Raw genomic sequence first — 17071 nt, 5'->3', positions numbered from 1 at the left:
GGCGGGGCCACGTCCATGAGCGTGCCGACGACGTCCCAGCCGAGCACCGCGGGAAACCGCGGCGGCAACCGCCGCATCACGTCCCGTCGGCGTCGCCGTCGGGCGGCCCTGAGCCGCTGGACGCGGCGCCGGCGCGCCGGTTACGCGGGGACGTAGTCGAACGTGTCGGGGTCCGGGCCCGTGCGCTCGTCCTTGTTCAGCGCCGTGATCGCCTGGATGTCCGCGTCGGTGAGCTCGAAGTCGAAGAGCTGGAAGTTCTCCTCGACACGCGAGCGGGTGACGGACTTGGGGAACACGATGTCGTTGCGCTGGAGGTGCCAGCGCAGCGTGACCTGAGCGGTCGTCCTGCCCAGGCGCTCGGCGATCGCGGTGATCGCCGGGTCGTCGAGGACCGCTCCCTGAGCGATGGGCGACCACGCCTCGGTCGCGATGCCCTGCTCCGCGTTGTAGGCGCGCACCGTCTCATTGGTCAGGTACGGGTGGACCTCGATCTGGTTCACAGCGGGCTTGACGCCGGTCTCGGCGATGATCCGGTCGAGGTGGGGCACCTGGAAGTTCGAGACGCCGATCGCGCGGGTCAGGCCGGCGTCACGGATCTCGATCATGGCCTTCCACGTCTCGAGGTAGTCGACGTCGATCGTGGGCAGCGGCCAGTGGACGAGGAACAGGTCCATCGGGCCGCCGAGCCGCTCGACGCTCTTCTCGGCCTCGCGCAGCGCGTCGTCACGACGGTGGAAGCTGTTGTTGAGCTTGCTCGTGACGAACACCTCGTCGCGGCTCAGACCGGAGGCCCTGAGCGCGTCGCCGACGCCCTGCTCGTTGCCGTACATCTGCGCCGTGTCCACGTGGCGGTATCCGACCTCGAGGGCCATCGTCACGGCCGCCTCGGTCGTCTCCGGCGGAACCTGGTACACGCCGAAGCCCAGCTGCGGGATGCTGACATCATCGGCGATCCGGATCTCAGGGACGGAAGTCATGGACGTTCTCCTTCATCAGCGGTCGGCTCCGGGAACCCGCAGCCACGAAGCACAACCGTTCTCGGCCGGCGGCGTATTTCGCTGGTTCCATAGGAGATCGCTATCGAACGGCTGACCGCCGGCGAGGAGCATCCGACCTAGCATGTTCGGCATGACGACTTTCGCGATCATCGGAGCAGGACGAAACCTTGGCGAGGCGCTCGCCCGACGCTTCGGCCGGGAGGGCTACAGCCTGGCCCTCATCTCCCGGAACCAGGAACGGGTCGACCAGCTGGCCTCCGACCTGGTCGCTGACGGCTTCACCGCGAAGGGCTACGCGGCGAACGTGCGCGACACCGACAGCCTCGTCGCGGCCCTCGACCAGGCGACCCAGGACCTCGGCCTCATCGAGGTGCTGTCGTGGAACCCGCTGCCGCAGAAGGAGTTCCTGCGACCGCTCCTGGAGTCCACGGTCGGGGACATCAGGGCCGCCGTCGAGTTCTCGGTCTACGGTCCCGTCGCCGGCGTGCACCAGGTGCTGCAGGGCATGCGCGTGCTGAAGAAGGGCTCCCTTCTCTTCGTCAACGGCGGAAGCGCTGTGCAGCCGGTGCAGCACTTCGCGGGCACCTCGATCGGGTTCGCCGGCGAGACCGCATACGTCGAAATGCTGAACCAGGCGCTGAAGGACGAGCCGATCTACGTCGGCCAGCTCATCATCCCCGGCGCGATCATCCCGGGCGACGAGCAGAAGGATCCGCAGGTGCTCGCGGAGAAACTGTGGCAGATGCACACCCAGCGCAGCCAGCTGCGGGTGTTCGCCACCGAGCTGGAGACGCAGCCGTACTGACCCAGCCCGACTAACGTGTCGGGTATGGATGTTCGTCAGCTGGAGTTCTTCATCGCCGTCGCCGAGGAGAGCAGCTTCACGCGTGCGGCCGAGCGCTCGTTCGTCTCCCAGCCCGGACTGTCGGCGTCGATCCGCTCGCTCGAGCGCGAGCTCGGGACTCAGCTGTTCACGCGCGGTCGCCAGGGCGCGTCCCTGACGAGTCCGGGCGCGGCGTTCCGGCCGCGGGCCGAGCGGATCCTCGAGCAGGTGCGCGAGGCCCAGCGCGCGGTCATCGGCGACGAGCCCGGGCGCGCTGAGCTGCGCATCGGCGCCGAGCAGTGTCTCGGCGGCGCTGTCGACATCGTCGACATCCTGACGTCGTTCGCAGGCGAGCACCCCGCCGCCGATCTCGAGTTCGTCCAGGACGTGAGCTCACGCCTTGCCCCGATGCTCGACGAGGGGCGCCTCGACGTCGCTCTCATCGCCGCACCGGCGGGATCCGTCCCCGTGCACGACAGCTTGCTGCTGCGTCGAGAGCCGTTCGTCGCGCTCTCGCACACGGACGTGCCGTACACGTCGCTTGCGGATCTTCAGGATGTCCGCACCGTCGACTTCGGTGACACCTGGGAGGCGCGGCGCGTCCTCGACGCAGCGCTCGCCGCCGCCGGTGTGACACGTCGCACGATGGTCGAGGCCAACGACGTGCACATGCTCGTCGATCTTGTCACCCGCGGCTTCGGGATGGCGATGGTGCCCGAGTCGATCGCCGCGAAGCAGGTAGCCCAGCACCTCGTGCACACGCCGCTCGCCGACGCCCCGGAGTGGGAGGTGCACCTTGCCACCTGCTCCGACCCGTCGCCGTCCGCGAGAGCGTTCGCGAGCATGTTCGTTCCGCAGGCGGAGATCGTCTCCTTCCGCGGGGATCTCGCGGTGCAGCCGTAGTCGCCGCTGGACCTGGCCGCGGCGTGCCGCACAGCAGCTGGTCGTCGAGGTGGCACACGCCCACCCTCCACACCACCTCATGCGCGCGGTGCTGCCGCCGCAGCCCTGCCCCGAGTGCGGCCGTGCATGCCACGATCCGTTCGAGCGGTCCTGGGCCGAGGGCGCGGAGCCAGGCGGTGGCGGCGAGCGCAGCCACTGCCGCGGTGAAGAAGGCCGCCCCGGCAACGAGAGCTGTCGCGGACAGGTGCGGGAACGGGACGGCCAGCAGGAAGAAGGCCCCGGAGCAGACAGTGAACCGGCGCCCCGTGCGGCCAGCCGGAGCCGGGTCGTTCGTCGGGCACCCCCGGACTGGGTACGTCCAAAGGCGCCCGTGGTTCAGCCGGGTGTTCGGCGCCCCTGGCGCAGCCCGATCTCGTAGGCGGTGAAGGAGACGAGGGTCACCGCGATCAGCGGCAGCACGAACCAGGCCATGACCGCGGTGAACCCTTCCAGTGCGTCGTGTGCGGTGGCGGCCAGGACGACATATCCGGTGTAGGCCAGGTACAGGGCGACGAAGAGGGCGCCCTCCCAGCGGGCCACCGCGAACCCGGTGAACGCGATGGGCAGCAGCGCGACGGCGGCCGCCAGCATCACCGGCATGTCGAGGGCCGCCGCGGCACCGGACACGGGGACGCCGTCCGGAGCGATCAGAGCGGGCAGCCCGAGCACCACCCCGATGTTGAAGATGTTGCTGCCCACCACATTGCCCACGGCCAGGTCGCGTTGGCCCCGGCGCACCGCGATGATCGAGGTCGCCAGCTCGGGCAGCGACGTCCCCACGGCCACCACGGTCAGTCCGACCACCAGGCTGCTCACCCCCAGCGTGGTGGCGATGTTCACCGCGCCTTCGACGAGCAGCGTCGCCCCGGCCACCAGCAGGGCAACCCCCAGCACCACCAGCAGCAGCGACCTGCCGATCGACGCAGGCGGCGGCTCCGCGGCCTCTCCGGCGGCATCGGGGACGGACGAGCCGCCGGCCGGGCTCGCGGCACGGGCCGGGGACCTCGCATTCCGCCTGCTCAGGACCACGGTCAGCACCGTGTGCGCGACCACAGCGCAGAAGAGGATCAGCCCGTCCACCGCGGTGATCCGACCGTCGAGGGACACGACCAGCAGCCCGACCGACATGGCGACCATCAGGGGCAGGTCGAACCGCACCAGCCGTTGCTTCACGGCCAGGGGAAGAACCAGTGCGGAGAGCCCGAGGATCAGCAGGACGTTGACGATGTTGCTGCCCACCACGTTGCCCACGGCCAGCCCCGGTTCATCGCGCAGGACGGCCCCGACGGTCACAGCCAGCTCCGGTGCCGAGGTGGCCGCCGAGACCACGGTGAGCCCGACCACCAAGGACGAGATGCCCACACGCCGGGCCAGGGCTGATGCTCCTCGCACCAAGAACTCCCCGCCCAGCACCAGCAGCACCAGCCCGGCCACGATCCGTCCTGCGTCCAGAGGGTCCATGGGCAGGAGTGTACGTAGCCCGGGCCTTCCACGTGGCGCGGTGAGCACCGCACCCCACGAGCAGTGGATGGCCCCCGCTCGGTGCGGGACGGTCGTCCCGAGGTGGGGCGCAGGTCGATCCGCCTACGTCCCCCTGGCCAGTCCGTTGCGGACCACTTGAGGAATCGGCGCGGACCGGTCGATGGAGGACGACGGGCCGCGGCACTTCATGGCCGCGCCCCTGGGCATCGGAGCCGTCGGGCCGGCCATGACCGTGGCGCCCCGGCCCCCGGATCGGGGCCCGGATGGTTGCACGCTCAGTAGGCGACGGTGAAGCGTCTGCGGCGGTGCGCCGGGGCCTCGATCTCGTCGACGACGGCGGTGGCCAGGTCCGCCCCGGAGATGAACGAGTTGCCCTGCTCATCGGTCAGCAGCACGTCGCCGCCGACGCGGTAGGTGCCGGTGGCCTGTCCGGGGGCGAAGGCGCCGAAGCCGGCGGCGGGGCTGACGTAGAACCAGTCCAGCTGTTCGGGCCGGGCCTGCAGGGCCTTCAGCAGCGCCTCACCGGTCCGGACCTCGGGCAGGAACTCGGAGGGGAAGCCCTCGGTGTCCATCAGCTTCGGGCCGCCCTCGGCGACCAGCAAGGACCCGGCCCCGCCGATGACCCCCAGTCGGATCCCGGCGTCCTGGGCCAGATCGGCGAGCTTGTCGACGACGCCTTCGAGCTTGCCCTCGAGCTCTCCCCGGGGCGAGAGCGTTTCGATGACCACGTCCGTCTCCGTCACGGCCTGGGTGAGGAACGCGTCGTCGAAGACGGAGCCTGTGACGTAGGTGGCGCCCTCGACCGGTGCGGCCGGGGTGGTGCGGCTGTAGGAAGTGACCTCGTGACCGCGTTCGACCGCTTCGGCCACGATGTGCGACCCGGCGTAGCCGGTGCCGCCGAGAACCTTGATCCGTGCCATGGGTTGCTGCTCCTTCGACAGTGGAAATGACAGATCTACCGGTGCGAAACACCAACAGTTACCCTAAGTAACCAGCACACCGAGAGGAAGTAGGCACCTGAAAGTATGTTATGGGTGCCGCAGTAACTGGAAAGGACACCGCATGCGCGAGGAAGCCGCAGATCCCTACAGCCGCCACTGCCCGTCACGGCAGGTGCTGGATCGGATCGGTGATCGGTGGACGGTCCTGGTCGTGGGCGCCCTGAACGACGGGCCGTTGCGCTTCTCGCAGCTGGCCGCCCGGATCGACGGCGTGTCTCAGAAGATGCTCACCCAGACGCTGCGTGCTCTGCAGCGCGACGGACTGGTGACGCGCACGGTGTACCCACAGGTCCCGCCGCGGGTGGAGTACGAGCTCACCGAGGCCGGGCACACCCTGCAGGAACCGCTGAAGGCCCTGGAGGACTGGGCCACCACGCACATGCCGGCGATCCTCGCCGCACGGCAGCGCTACGACATCGCAGGCCACCAGGCGGGACAGCATCACGGAGGGATGGCACCCGAGCCGGCCCGATGACCGGTAGCGGGCCACTTGCGAACCAGGTGGGACGGAGACCACTGCTGTTGCCTGCACATGGTTCGACCGGCACCAGGGTACGTGGTGTCCACGCGGAGTGCTTTCTCGTCACCGTTGCATCTGCTCAGTATTCGTCCGGCGTCGACAGACGCGTGCAGCGGCCCGCATGGGCGGTCCCCAGGGTGCGCCGGTTCTTGTCGATGCACAGAGGCACCCCACTCTCACTGTGGGCCCGCACCGGAGACGCGGGTTGCCCCGGGGCCGAACCGTGCACCTGGGATGCCGGGACGACGAACGCACAGTCGCCCCTGCATGTGCCTGCCTTCTCGTCCGCTCACACCGGCACGCCGTCCGCCGCACACCTCCACCCTGCTCCGCCGGAGGCGGTGCGGGTCGAAAACCGCCGCACCAGAGAAGGCAGTGCCGAAGCACAGGTCCACGAGAAGCGCACCGCGTGCACCGGCGGAACCCTGATGGCTGCGCGGCAGAGCCGGGAGGCAACGACCCCCTGGGCTGATCCCCCTGCAGGGCGCGGGCGTGACCGCAATCGGCGCCGCCCACCCGAGAACTCCGGGGAACTCCGGACTACAGCCGGTTGATGAAGTCTCCGATGTTCTCCCACGTCCAGGACTCACAGCGCGCCGGGCCCATCTCCATCGGCTTCGCCCGGTGCCCGGTCTCCACCCACAGGCCCAGCAGCGGCTTGCCCGCATCCACCGCGCACCGGATCTGCCACAACGCTTCGGCCGAGTCCGGCGTGTAGCCGCCGACCAGCGCGATCACTCCGTCGCAGGCGCGGATCCGCTCCCGCACGTCCTTCTTCCACTCGCCCGGGCACGTCCCGTCTCCGGGCGAGTCCAGGAACCGGGCCTGATCCCCGGCCCGGGCCCATTGCGCGGTGAACAGATCCCGGAACAACTCGTCCTGCTCCGCGAAAGCCAGAAAAACGGTCTTCGGCGCCATTGCCGTCAACTCCCCAACCTCAGCCATCAGTGGTAGTGCAAGACACCGTATGGCGTGAGGCGCCCAGACGGGTTGCCGCCACGCAACATGCCTTAACGCACGAGGACGAGCCGGCCAACGAGCCCCTCCTGTTTCCTGCTCCACCACCGCTCCCAGCTCGCCCGCCGGCACCACGACCTGCTGCACTGCACGGGCAGCGAAGGCTGAACCGCCTCGGCTTCCGTGCGACACGACGACGCGGGCCCCGGCACCTGCAGGTGCCGGGGCCCGCGAAGTCCCGGACTGCTCAGCGCAGCTGAACGGCTCCGCGCCGACCAGAACGCAGGGGCAGTTCAGCCACTGGGCGAGTCAGGCGCGCATGCTCCGGCGGCCGGCGAGCACCACGCCGCCGGCGGCACCGCCGAGTCCGACGAGGCCGAGGGCGACGATCCCGGTGTTGGACTTCTCCGGGGCCATGGCCACCCCGGTGTCCGCACCGCCGACCGGCATCTGCTCGATCTGCGGATCGGTGGGGACATCACCGACCGGAGGCAGCGGAACGTATGCGTAGTCGGCGTTCTCGCACGCCACCCCGTCCGCGTCGGAGTCCAGCTCCGGGGTGTAGCGGGGGTCCCCGACGGGAATGTTGTAGACGCCCGCGCCCGCTGCGGCATCGCAGCTCTCGAACAGCGGGAACGACAGGGCGGAGGCCGGGGCTGCGGTCAGAGCGGAGAATCCGACAGCAGCGATCAGGGCGGAGCCGGCAACACTTCTTCTCATGGGTCTCTCAACTTTCGCGAGCAGTGATGACCTTCGAACCGTACCCATGAATTGGCTCACAATCGCGAATTCGAGGACAGCAACACGTTTGTGACAAGTCGGTATGCGGACGGGCTACCCGTAGCGCATCTCCGGGGCGGTTTCAGCGGAGCGGACGGCAGCACGGTGGTGTGGGAGCCGATCCACACGTTGTTCCCGATCACGATGGGCGCCGGGTGCATGTCCGCCCGGCGGCTGAGAACGAGGTCGTGGTTGAGCGTGGCCAGCACCGTGCTGTGCCCCCGATCAGGCAGTCGTCGCCGATGACCGCCCCACCCTGGTCCTGGAAGGTGCACCCGGAAATGATGAAGACCCGTGTGCCGAGGGTGATGTTCTTGCCGAGGTCGGCGTGGAAGAGCGGGAACACCGTCACCGACTCATCGATCGATTTGCCGGTCAGCTGGGTCGAAAGCTCCCGCACCCGGGCCGGCTCCCGGTGTCCGCCGTCGAGCTCCCCGGTGATGCGCAGGGCCTCCTGGCTCGTCCGGCGCCTCACCTCGTGCAGAGGCGAGTCCCCAGTGATGGTGCGCCCGGCGTTGAGCTCCTCCAGAAGGTCGGTCAGTTCCAGGGGGCAGCTGGTCGGCCAGGGAGCGTGCGGCGGTGTTGTCGAACAGGGTTCCGGTCGCCGCGGTGCCCTCGATGTCGAGGATGATCGGGACGCCTGCTGCGGCGGATGGGGTGCTGATCTCGTCGGTGTCCTCCGTCCTGGCCGGGGTCGACGCCGGACGGGGCTCCGGGGAAGAGCCGGTGGTGCGGCAGGCCGTCGGAGTCGCGGTCAACACGGCCGGAAGCATCACGGCCGTGCGGCGGGTGCGCAGGCCGAGGGCGGCAGGGCCAGGCCTGCGTGTTGTCCCGACCGGCACCGCGGGCTCGGGCCGCGATGCCGGTGCCGGTGCCGGTGCCGGTGCCGGTGCCGGTGCCGGTGCCGGTGCCGGTGCCGGTGCCACGGAGCGTGTCCGCATGGTGCGTGGGCTCAGGCCAGGGTGGCGGTGTCGATGACGAAGCGGTAGCGCACCTCCGAGGCCAGCACTCGCTGGTAGGCCTCGTTGATGGAGGAGGCGCCGATGAGCTCGGTCTCGGGGACGATGCCGTGCTCGGCGCAGCAGTCGAGCATCTCCTGGGTCTCTGCGATGCCGCCGATCATCGAGCCGGTGCAGGTGCGACCGGCCCCCGATCAGGGAGAAGACGTTCAGGCTCAGCGGCTCCGCCGGGGCCCGCACCCCAGCGGCGCAGCAGGGAGTAGGTGGTGATCCCGGCGCACAGCAGCGGCGCAGCGGCGGCGAAGTCCAGGGACTCGGGCACGGAGAGGAAGCCAGCGCCTGCCCCGTACGACAGGAAGACCGCTCGCACCACTGGTGCACTGCTCGAAGGTGTTCGCGGCGAGCCGGAACCGTTGACGTGACCCTCAGGGCGTGACAGGTTGATTGGAAAGCAACCTGACGAATATGGAGGCGATCATGGCCGATCAGTACACGATGCAGGATCCGACCACCCAGTACCCGGGCCCCGACGAGAGCTTCGAGCAGCAGCAGGAGGGTCCGGGCCTGCAGCAGGAGATGGCGCCGAAGCCGGACTCCGGGGAGTCCAGCTACCGCGGCTCCGGGCGGCTGGAGGGCCGCAGGGCGGTGGTGACCGGGGCGGACTCCGGGATCGGCCGGGCCACCGCGATCGCCTACGCCCGGGAGGGCGCCGACGTGGTGCTGTCCTACCTGCCCGCCGAGGAGGCCGACGCCCGGGAGGTCGTGGAGCTGGTGGAGGCCGCCGGGCGCCGGGCGGTGGCCGTGCCGGGGGACGTGACCGACAAGGCCTACTGCGAGCAGCTGATCGCCACCGCCGTGGCCGAGCTGGGCGGGATCGACATCCTGGCCAACATCGCCGGCAAGCAGCAGCACTGCCCGGACATCCTTCAGCTGACCGACGAGCAGTTCGACGAGACCTACAAGACCAACGTGTACGCGATGTTCTGGCTGTGCAAGGCCGCGGTCCCGCACCTGGCCCCGGGCTCGGCGATCATCAACACCTCCTCGATCCAGGGCTACCAGCCGGCCCCGATCCTGCTGGACTACGCCTCCACGAAGTACGCGATCAACGGCTTCAGCAAGTCCCTGGCCGCCCAGCTGGCGCCCAAGGGCATCCGGGTCAACGTGGTCGCCCCGGGCCCGGTGTGGACCCCGCTGCAGGTCGTGGGCGGGCAGCCCCCGGAGAAGCTGCCCGAGTTCGGCGCCTCCGAGGCCCCGATGGGCCGTCCCGGGCAGCCGGCCGAGATGGCCCCGGCCTACGTGTTCCTGGCCTCCCAGGAGTCCAGCTACGTCAGCGGCGAGACCCTGGCCGCGACCGGCGGGATGCCCACCCCCTGATCCGCTGAACGCCACACGATGCCGGCACGGACACGGAGGGGCCAAGGGCCTCGGACGTGTTGCGGGACGTCGGATCGATCAACAGTCTCGAGAACGGCATCAGCGCAGAGCGAGAAGACTCTGCCTTTGACACCTGGACCTGCATCGATGACGGCGGGGGTGCTGAGAACCGGAGTCCTCAGCACCCCCGCCGTCGTCGTTGGGCGTGATAGAGGGGTCAGGCCGGGATGGTGGCCGTGTCGATGACGAAGCGGTAGCGCACGTCACTGGCGACCACCCGGTCGTAGGCCTCGGTCACGTCGTCGGCACCGATGAGTTCGATCTCGGCCCCGATGCCGTGCTGGGCGCAGAAGTCCAGCATCTCCTGGGTCTCACAGATTCCACCGATATTGGATCCGGCCAGGCTGCGGCGCCCGCGCACGAGGGAGAAGACGCTGAACGCCTGTGCATCCTCGGGCAGCCCGACGTAGACCAGGGAGCCGTTGACCCGCAGCAACCCCAGCAACGCGTCGACGTCAAGGTCGGCCGAGACGGTATTGAGGATGAGGTCGAAGCTGCCGCGCAACTGGTGGAAGGTGGCCTCGTTCTTCGTGGCGTAGTAGTGCTCGGCGCCGAAGCGCAGACCGTCCTCCTGCTTCGACAGCGACTGGGACAGCACGGTCACTTCCGCGCCCATGGCGCGGGCGATCTTCACGGCCACGTGGCCCAGCCCGCCCATCCCCACCACAGCGACCTTCTGGCCCGGGCCCGCACCCCAGTGCTTCAGCGGGGAGTAGGTGGTGATGCCCGCGCACAACAGCGGGGCCGCCACATCAAGGGCGAGATTCTCGGGGATGCGCAGAACGTAGTTCTCATCGGCGACGATCTGCGTGCTGTACCCACCGTAGGTGGCTTCCCCGGAGTACTGGCGACCGTTGTACGTGGCCACCATCCCGCTGGTGCAGAACTGCTCCTCCCCGGCCAGACAGTTCTCGCACTCCCGGCAGGAGTCCACGAAGCAGCCGATGCCGACCCGATCACCCACGGCATGGGCGGTGACCTTCTCTCCCACGGCCGCGACCACGCCGGCGATCTCGTGGCCGGGAACCATGGGGAAGATCGCCTGTCCCCATTCCTGCCGGGCCTGGTGGATGTCGGAGTGGCAGATACCGGCGTAGGCGATGTCGATCAGCACATCGTGGGAGCCGAGGTCGCGGCGTTCGATCGTGCCGCGCTCGAAAGGAGCGCCGGCACTCGGGGCGAGCAGGGCGGGAACGGACGTGGGCACAGCAGCCTCCTGGGGTTGGGCGGTCAAGAAATGGACAGGACGTCAGATGGCGTACTCGTACTGGACGGGCACCCGGGCCGGACCGGAGAGCTCAGCGGCGGCATGGTTGGCCCAGTACGGGTCCCGCAACAGTTCCCGGCCCAGCAGCACGACGTCGGCCCGGCCCTCGGCCACGATGGCCTCGGCCTGTCGGGGGTCGGTGATCAGCCCGACCGCGCCGGTGGGCAGCCCGGTGGAGGTGCGCACGGCCTCGGCGAAGGGAACCTGGTAGCCCGGGGTGACAGGAATGCGCACATGCGGCACCATCCCACCGGTGGAGGTGTCGAGCAGGTCCACCCCGTGGTCCTTCAGCAGCCCGGCCAGACGCACGGTGTCCTGCCCGGTCCAGGCTTCGGTCCCCTCGGCCTCGTGCACCCAGTCGGTGGCCGAGACCCGGAAGAACACCGGCAGCTCCGCCGGCCACACGCCCCGGACGGCGTCGACCACCTCCAGAACCAGACGGGCGCGGTTCTCGAAGGACCCGCCGTAGTCATCGACACGCCGGTTGGCCACCGGGGAGAGGAAGGAGTTGAGCAGGTACCCGTGAGCCCCGTGGATCTCCACCGCCTGGAACCCTGCGGCAGAGGCTCGCCGCGCAGCAGCGGCGAAGTCCTCCACCAGAACCCGGATCTCCTCCACGCCCATTTCCTGCGGCGCGGGCAGGTCGCCGAAGGCTTGCGGGCTGGCAGCGACCGTGGGCCATCCGCCCGCGGACTCGACCACCGCACCGCCACCGCGCCACGGGCGATCCGTGGAGGCCTTGCGCCCGGCATGGGCCAGCTGGATCGCCGGCACCGCCCCCTGGGCGGAGATCGCGGTCGTGAGGCCGGTGAACGCCTCCTGCTGCGCCTCGTTCCACAGCCCCAGGTCCCACGGGGTGATGCGCCCCTCGGGGCGCACTGCGGTGGCCTCGACCATCACCAGACCCACCCCACCGGCTGCTCGGCTGACCAGGTGCTGGAAATGGAAGTCGGTCGGAACCCCGGCCTGCGGCCCGTCGGCCTCGGCCGAGTACATGCACATCGGGGACATCCACACCCGGTTGGGCACGGTGACTGACCGCAGGGTGATCGGTTCGAACAGGGCGCTCATGGGCGCGTTCCTTCCGTCGCAGGACTGGCGGATCATCTCGCAGGCGCCGTCGCCTGGTACGTCGACCACCGTACTACGACAGAGGACGTAGTACGAAGGCTCTCGTAGACTGTGGCCACCGCGACAGAGAGGGGAATCCGTGCCCACCACGCCATCTGCCCGGATGATCGCGCATCCGGCCCGGGAGGAGATCACCCTGGAAGCCGTGCTCGCTGCCCTGGCCGACCCGGTGCGCCTGCGCATCGTGGGCGACCTCGCCGCCGGCCACACCGAGATGGCGTGCGTGTCCTTCCGTCTTCCGGTGACCAAATCCACCGCCACCCACCACTTCCGCGTGCTGCGCGAGGCGGGTCTGATCCGTCAGTCCTACCGGGGCACCTCGCGCATGAACGCCCTGCGCCGGGACGACCTCGAGGCCCTGTTCCCCGGTCTGCTGGACACCATCCTGGCCGTGGCGAGGCAGCACGGGATTCCCCCACTTCAGCCTTGAGGAACAGTCGAGCTTCGTGACTCCTGCGCGGTCTCCGGCAGGCCGGTTCGCCGGCTCCGTCAGACGGTCGCATCATCAGTCCCGGTGTCGGCTGACGACAATCTTCCCGATAGCCGTTCCAGCGGCGACCAACTGGTGGGCTGCACGGAGCCCTTCGGCGTCCAACCCGGGTATCACGGTGGTCACGGTGCTGCGCACCGTGCCGTCGTCCACCAGGCGGGCGACTTCGTCGAGGAGGTTGCCCTGCTCGATCATGTCGGAGGTGGCGAACATCGATCGGGTGAACATGAGTTCCCAATGCCAGGTGATGGACTTGGCCTTGAGAGGCAACAGGTCCAAGGCATCCGGGTCGTCGATCGCAGTGATCTGAGCGAACGGCTTGGTGATTTCCGCGAAGGCCTGGACATTTCCTGCCGAATGCGCAGTGAACACATAGTCGACCCCCTCAGGGACCAGATCCTGAGTCTCTTCGGTGAGGTTGCGATGATCAACGACATGATCAGCCCCGAGGGAAACGACCCATTCACGGGTCTCAGGGCGCGCGGCGGTGGCGATGACGGTCAACCCGGTGAACTTCTTCGCCAGTTGAATGAGAATCGAGCCGACACCTCCGGGGGCTCCGACCACGAGAAGGGTTCCAGTGCTGTCGGCCGTGAGACGGAAGCGGTCAAACAGGCTTTCCCAGGCCGTGATAGCGGTCAGCGGAAGAGCTGCTGCAGCTGGGTGCTCCAGTGTGGTGGGCTTGTGTCCCACGATGCGCTCATCGACAGCGTGCAGGTCGGCGTTCGTGCCCGGCCGGGTGATGTCGCCGGCGTACCACACCTCGTCCTCGACGGTGAAGCGGGTCACCGCCGATCCCACCGCCTCGACCACGCCAGAGGCGTCCCAGCCCAGTTGTCGGGTGCCGCTGGACATCGCATCGCGGGACTTGATGTCCACGGGATTGACCGACACCGCGTGAACGCGGACGAGGAGGTCGTGCGGACGCAGGTCCGGAATCGTGACGGTGCTGGTGAGGAATGCGCCTGGGTCGTCCAATTCCCGCCCTGCTTGGGCGAGGTAGGCGGTGGTGGTCGTGACAGCCGGCTGAGGACTGGTCATGGGTTTCCTCCCTGGTGAGACAGGTCAACACGAGCGTTAGTGCACCCATCCTCTCCCTCAACCCGGTGAACGGCACATCGCGATCCGGCGGCCCACCCCGCCCCCCCTTCACGCCGGCTCTCGGACTTGCCGGCGTCCAGAGGCCCCGAACGCTGCGATCGGCGCCCTCGACGCGGCCCGCGAAAGCCACCCCGGCCTTGACCCCGGCGTGAGCTGCTCCCAGCCCAGCCGGGGACCGACCATGCTGAACCTGCGCCCCACCGGACAGTCCCAGGTGACCGATAGTCGGCCATGTGCAAGGTGCCGGGTGTCCGGCCTCGCCGCGAACACTCCGCGCACCATCGAGCCGCCGCTGGTGCCACCATGGAGCCCGCCCTCATCGAGGCGTCCGGCAACCGGCCACATCTCACGTCAGGTGGCCACTGACATCCGGACATTGCGGAATCACGAGCGGCGGTCTCGCTCTGCTCCACCCCCTATGCGCCGGGGTCACGATCCTCGGTCTGCTGCCAGATCCGATGGCGGGTCGTCCACCGTGGGCCCTGGTCCAGCAGAGGGCTCTTTCGTGCACCACGTCGAAGGAGACACCGCTGGGACTCGCAGACAGGATCGGCGCCACGACCGACCGGGCGGTGGGAGCGGCCAAGGACAGGCCCGGCGCGGCCACCGGCAACGCGGAGCTGCAGGCGCAGGGGCTGGCGCAGAACGCCGTGGGCCGAGCCGGAGGCCATGGTCAGGACGTCGAGGGCGCCGCCCGGGACATCGTGGAGGACCAGGAATGGCCCGCTCCCCCTCCAGCACGACTGTCCGGCAGAGAGAATCCGGCACCACGAGCCGCAGGTGCGCACCGACACCCGCCCCATCCCGCCTCCGTGGACGAGACCGGCTGGACGGGCGAGGCCACTGCCCCGACGATGATGCCTTCGGCGGTGCCTGGCCGGCAGCCGCCGCCCGGGCCACCAGATCCGCCATCGCCGTGGGGTCGTCGGTGTCCACGGCGGGGCAGCCGGCGGCGAGGCCCAGGACCTCGTGCAACAGGCTGATCGGTCCCGAGCCACGGAGGAAGGCCAGGCGCAGGGCCATGTCCAGCTCCTCGGCCGCCGCCCACGCCTGGGCCTTGGCCGCGTGCACGGCCTCGTTGGCCAGCAGCGAGGTGATCGGCCACGTCGAGGGGTCGTCCTGCCAGGGCTTCCCGCCCAGCTCCGGGTCCAGCGCCCCGACCACCGGTGGCGGGGCCACCCGCGGGGGTTCGGTGCGGGACAATCCGCCCGAGCGGGTCTACCGTCATGGCATGAGCCTCATCATCAGAAAGCTGATTATCGGGCTGGGGGTGGTCCTGGTGCTGGTGGCCACCGGGTGTGCGGCCTCCTACCCGGCAGACCCGCACAAGACGCTGGAGCGGGTTACCGGATCGGTGCTGCGGGTGGGGATCTCGCACAATGAGCCCTTTGTCTCCGTGGCCGGCCCTGCACCGTCCGGGCGCGAGGTGGCGCTGGTGGAGGACTACGCGAGCACCCTGGACGCCGAGGTGGAGTGGACCGCCGATGGGGAGGAAGAGCTGGTGGACCAGCTCGAGCACGGGGACCTGGACATGGTCATCGGCGGGCTCACCGACAGGACCCCCTGGAAGCAGAAGGTCGGGCTCACCCGCCCCTACACGCAGACCGTCGACGAGTTCGGCCAGACCGAGAAGCATGTGATGGCCGTGCGCAAGGGCGAAAACGCATTCCTGCTGGACCTCGACGAGTTCCTGCAGACCCGGGGAGGGCAGCAGTGATGGGCACCAAGCACAACGTCGACGACGAGCCGCTGCCCGAGGAGATCGCCCGGGATCTGCGCAAGGCGGTACGCCTGGAGTGGATCACCATCGTGTCCCTGGTGTTCATCGTCGGGCTGGTCTACGCGGTGATGGGCAACTCCCAGGCGATGAAGACCGCCTGGATCGAGGACATGCTCTCCTTCATCCCCCCGATCGCCTTCCTCATCGGAGTGCGCATCACCCGCCGGCCCGCCACCGCCGAACAGCCCTTCGGCTACCACCGGGCCATCGGGATCTCCCACGTGGTCGCGGCCACCGCCCTGGTCGTGATGGGCGGATACCTCATCGTGGACTCGATCATCGCCCTCGTCACCGTCGACCACCCCACCATCGGCGGGATCCAGCTCTTCGGCACCACCATCTGGCTGGGCTGGCTGATGATGGCCGCCATGGTGGCCACCGCGATCCCCCCGGTGATCCTGGGCCGGAAGAAGCTGAAGCTCGCCCCAGGCCTGCACAACAAGGTCCTCTACGCGGACGCGGACATGAACAAGGCCGACTGGATGACCTCCCTGTCGGCCCTGGTAGGGGTGGCCGGGATCGGGCTGGGCTGGTGGTGGGCCGACGCGGCAGCGGCGATCGTCATCGCCACCTCCATCCTCAGGGACGGGATCACCAACCTGCGCGCGGCCGTGGCCGGGCTGATCGACGCCCGCCCCACCAGCGTGGACAACAAGGACCCGCATCCGCTGCTGGGCGAGATCGACGCCTACCTGCGGTCCCTGGACTGGGTGCACACCGCCGCCGCCCGGGTCCGTGACGAGGGCCAGGTCTTCCATGTGGAGGGATTCGTGGTCCCCGAACCCCTGGAGACCGCGACCCCCGAACGGCTGGAGGCCGCCCGGGCCGGTCTGCTGGGCCTGGACTGGAAGATCCGCGACGCCGTCGTGGCCACCGTCCCGAAGCTGCCGGACGTCCTCGAGCGGCACGCCCCCCGGGCCTGAGCGCCGAGCACGGTCCCCATCACAGACCACGCACCGCCTGGTCACCACCTGTGCCCGCCTCGGGTCGGCCGGACGGGGTTGCGTCACGGTCGCGAGGCGCATGCCACGGGGGCCGTCGCGGATGAGTGCCGCCCGGCCGGGTCGGTCATCGCGGGCGGGTCTCGGGGTGGAGCCGGATCCGGCCCCACAGCTGACCGCTGGACGGGGCGGGCACCAGCCCCAGGCGGGCGGTGAGCTCGTTGGCGGCCCGGGCCAGGGCGTCACGCTCTGCGGCCGGCGGCATCAGGGCGCTGTGGATGTAGGCCTCGACCTCGTGCTCACCGACCGTGCCACCGGCGTGCACGTACCGCGACCACACCTCTCTTGGCGGCAGACGGGCCTGTCCGAGCAGCCGGCCCAGCCGGTAGGCCTGGACCATGGCTACGACGTCCTCTTCCATGCGGATCCTCCCCGAGCCCGGGCACGCCCCGCAACGGGGCG

17 protein-coding genes and 1 pseudogene are annotated in these 17071 nt (G+C 69.5%); 7 read left to right on the top strand and 11 right to left on the bottom strand.

Translation table 11 applies throughout. The features are described 5' to 3' along the window. Positions 1–140: 140 nt before the first annotated feature. Positions 141–977: an aldo/keto reductase gene (locus PU704_RS00220; RefSeq protein WP_047801710.1), complete on the bottom strand. Its 837-nt coding sequence runs from the start codon at positions 975–977 to the stop codon at positions 141–143. 151 nt (positions 978–1128) lie between these two features. Between PU704_RS00220 and PU704_RS00215 the strand changes: the two genes are divergently transcribed. Beyond that, complete coding sequence (locus PU704_RS00215) at positions 1129–1803, top strand: SDR family NAD(P)-dependent oxidoreductase (protein WP_277549643.1); 675 nt, start codon at positions 1129–1131, stop codon at positions 1801–1803. Between the two features lie 24 nt (positions 1804–1827). After that, complete coding sequence (locus PU704_RS00210; RefSeq protein WP_075872701.1) at positions 1828–2724, top strand: LysR family transcriptional regulator; 897 nt, start codon at positions 1828–1830, stop codon at positions 2722–2724. Between the two features lie 375 nt (positions 2725–3099). Here the strand turns inward: PU704_RS00210 and PU704_RS00205 are convergent, their stop codons facing one another. Further along, the gene (locus PU704_RS00205) at positions 3100–4224 is read right to left on the bottom strand and encodes a calcium/sodium antiporter (RefSeq protein ID WP_277549642.1); all 1125 of its coding nucleotides are present in this window, start codon (positions 4222–4224) and stop codon (positions 3100–3102) included. Positions 4225–4520: 296 nt separating this feature from the next. Continuing rightward, on the bottom strand, positions 4521–5165 hold the full coding sequence (locus PU704_RS00200; protein ID WP_047801712.1) for an NAD(P)-dependent oxidoreductase: 645 nt from the start codon (positions 5163–5165) through the stop codon (positions 4521–4523). Positions 5166–5307: 142 nt separating this feature from the next. On the opposite strand from PU704_RS00200, the gene PU704_RS00195 reads away from it, so the two are divergent. Beyond that, the gene (locus PU704_RS00195; RefSeq protein ID WP_277549641.1) at positions 5308–5721 is read left to right on the top strand and encodes a winged helix-turn-helix transcriptional regulator; all 414 of its coding nucleotides are present in this window, start codon (positions 5308–5310) and stop codon (positions 5719–5721) included. Between the two features lie 585 nt (positions 5722–6306). On the opposite strand, the gene PU704_RS00190 is transcribed toward PU704_RS00195, so the two are convergent. The 4 genes and pseudogenes from PU704_RS00190 to PU704_RS00175 form a co-directional block, all read right to left on the bottom strand. Beyond that, positions 6307–6711: a nucleoside 2-deoxyribosyltransferase gene (locus PU704_RS00190; RefSeq protein ID WP_255396306.1), complete on the bottom strand. Its 405-nt coding sequence runs from the start codon at positions 6709–6711 to the stop codon at positions 6307–6309. Between the two features lie 321 nt (positions 6712–7032). Further along, positions 7033–7443 carry an excalibur calcium-binding domain-containing protein gene (locus PU704_RS00185; protein ID WP_047801714.1) on the bottom strand — a complete coding sequence of 137 codons (411 nt, stop codon included), beginning with the start codon at positions 7441–7443 and terminating at the stop codon, positions 7033–7035. Between the two features lie 199 nt (positions 7444–7642). Next, positions 7643–7978, bottom strand: coding sequence for an LbetaH domain-containing protein (locus PU704_RS00180; RefSeq protein WP_238985948.1), 336 nt, complete (start codon positions 7976–7978; stop codon positions 7643–7645). Between the two features lie 477 nt (positions 7979–8455). After that, positions 8456–8702, bottom strand: a pseudogene (locus tag PU704_RS00175) (NAD(P)-dependent alcohol dehydrogenase); the annotation flags it as partial. Positions 8703–8939: 237 nt separating this feature from the next. Here PU704_RS00175 and PU704_RS00170 point away from each other — a divergent pair. Next, entirely contained in the window at positions 8940–9839 is a 900-nt protein-coding gene (locus tag PU704_RS00170; protein WP_277549640.1) for an SDR family oxidoreductase, read from the top strand. 217 nt (positions 9840–10056) lie between these two features. Here the strand turns inward: PU704_RS00170 and PU704_RS00165 are convergent, their stop codons facing one another. Further along, positions 10057–11106, bottom strand: coding sequence for an NAD(P)-dependent alcohol dehydrogenase (locus tag PU704_RS00165; RefSeq protein ID WP_277549639.1), 1050 nt, complete (start codon positions 11104–11106; stop codon positions 10057–10059). Between the two features lie 42 nt (positions 11107–11148). Then, positions 11149–12237 (bottom strand): NADH:flavin oxidoreductase/NADH oxidase, encoded by a 1089-nt coding sequence (locus tag PU704_RS00160; RefSeq protein WP_047804262.1) that lies wholly within the window; start codon positions 12235–12237, stop codon positions 11149–11151. A gap of 139 nt (positions 12238–12376) precedes the next feature. On the opposite strand from PU704_RS00160, the gene PU704_RS00155 reads away from it, so the two are divergent. Continuing rightward, positions 12377–12727, top strand: coding sequence for an ArsR/SmtB family transcription factor (locus tag PU704_RS00155; RefSeq protein ID WP_277549638.1), 351 nt, complete (start codon positions 12377–12379; stop codon positions 12725–12727). 75 nt (positions 12728–12802) lie between these two features. On the opposite strand, the gene PU704_RS00150 is transcribed toward PU704_RS00155, so the two are convergent. Next, positions 12803–13828 (bottom strand): zinc-binding alcohol dehydrogenase family protein, encoded by a 1026-nt coding sequence (locus PU704_RS00150; RefSeq protein ID WP_277549637.1) that lies wholly within the window; start codon positions 13826–13828, stop codon positions 12803–12805. 1081 nt (positions 13829–14909) lie between these two features. Here PU704_RS00150 and PU704_RS00145 point away from each other — a divergent pair. Together PU704_RS00145 and PU704_RS00140 are read left to right on the top strand one after the other, a co-directional pair. After that, on the top strand, positions 14910–15605 hold the full coding sequence (locus tag PU704_RS00145) for a transporter substrate-binding domain-containing protein (RefSeq protein ID WP_277549636.1): 696 nt from the start codon (positions 14910–14912) through the stop codon (positions 15603–15605). Next, on the top strand, positions 15605–16591 hold the full coding sequence (locus PU704_RS00140) for a cation diffusion facilitator family transporter (RefSeq protein ID WP_277549635.1): 987 nt from the start codon (positions 15605–15607) through the stop codon (positions 16589–16591). Before PU704_RS00145 ends, PU704_RS00140 begins: the two co-directional genes overlap by 1 nt. Before the next feature lie 145 nt (positions 16592–16736). On the opposite strand, the gene PU704_RS00135 is transcribed toward PU704_RS00140, so the two are convergent. Further along, positions 16737–17030, bottom strand: a complete 294-nt coding sequence (locus PU704_RS00135; protein WP_277549633.1) for a hypothetical protein — start codon at positions 17028–17030, stop codon at positions 16737–16739. Positions 17031–17071: the final 41 nt, after the last annotated feature.

Origin of the sequence: Kocuria oceani, assembly GCF_029524215.1 — a bacterium.
In the GTDB taxonomy this organism is placed as follows: domain Bacteria; phylum Actinomycetota; class Actinomycetes; order Actinomycetales; family Micrococcaceae; genus Kocuria; species Kocuria oceani.
The sequence above is the reverse complement of the archived record's forward strand: the minus strand, read 5'-3'. Positions and strand labels throughout refer to the sequence as shown.

Excerpts from the sequence above, each read along its gene's own strand:
- PU704_RS00220 (WP_047801710.1), bottom strand. The coding sequence starts at position 977 with ATGACTTCCGTCCCTGAGATCCGGATCGCCGATGATGTCAGCATCCCG.
- PU704_RS00215 (WP_277549643.1), top strand. The coding sequence starts at position 1,129 with ATGACGACTTTCGCGATCATCGGAGCAGGACGAAACCTTGGCGAGGCG.
- PU704_RS00195 (WP_277549641.1), top strand. The coding sequence starts at position 5,308 with ATGCGCGAGGAAGCCGCAGATCCCTACAGCCGCCACTGCCCGTCACGG.
- PU704_RS00185 (WP_047801714.1), bottom strand. The coding sequence starts at position 7,443 with ATGAGAAGAAGTGTTGCCGGCTCCGCCCTGATCGCTGCTGTCGGATTC.
- PU704_RS00145 (WP_277549636.1), top strand. The coding sequence starts at position 14,910 with ATGTCCAGCTCCTCGGCCGCCGCCCACGCCTGGGCCTTGGCCGCGTGC.
- PU704_RS00140 (WP_277549635.1), top strand. The coding sequence starts at position 15,605 with ATGGGCACCAAGCACAACGTCGACGACGAGCCGCTGCCCGAGGAGATC.
- PU704_RS00160 (WP_047804262.1), bottom strand. The coding sequence starts at position 12,237 with ATGAGCGCCCTGTTCGAACCGATCACCCTGCGGTCAGTCACCGTGCCC.
- PU704_RS00200 (WP_047801712.1), bottom strand. The coding sequence starts at position 5,165 with ATGGCACGGATCAAGGTTCTCGGCGGCACCGGCTACGCCGGGTCGCAC.
- PU704_RS00170 (WP_277549640.1), top strand. The coding sequence starts at position 8,940 with ATGGCCGATCAGTACACGATGCAGGATCCGACCACCCAGTACCCGGGC.
- PU704_RS00210 (WP_075872701.1), top strand. The coding sequence starts at position 1,828 with ATGGATGTTCGTCAGCTGGAGTTCTTCATCGCCGTCGCCGAGGAGAGC.
- PU704_RS00150 (WP_277549637.1), bottom strand. The coding sequence starts at position 13,828 with ATGACCAGTCCTCAGCCGGCTGTCACGACCACCACCGCCTACCTCGCC.
- PU704_RS00135 (WP_277549633.1), bottom strand. The coding sequence starts at position 17,030 with ATGGAAGAGGACGTCGTAGCCATGGTCCAGGCCTACCGGCTGGGCCGG.
- PU704_RS00205 (WP_277549642.1), bottom strand. The coding sequence starts at position 4,224 with ATGGACCCTCTGGACGCAGGACGGATCGTGGCCGGGCTGGTGCTGCTG.
- PU704_RS00190 (WP_255396306.1), bottom strand. The coding sequence starts at position 6,711 with ATGGCTGAGGTTGGGGAGTTGACGGCAATGGCGCCGAAGACCGTTTTT.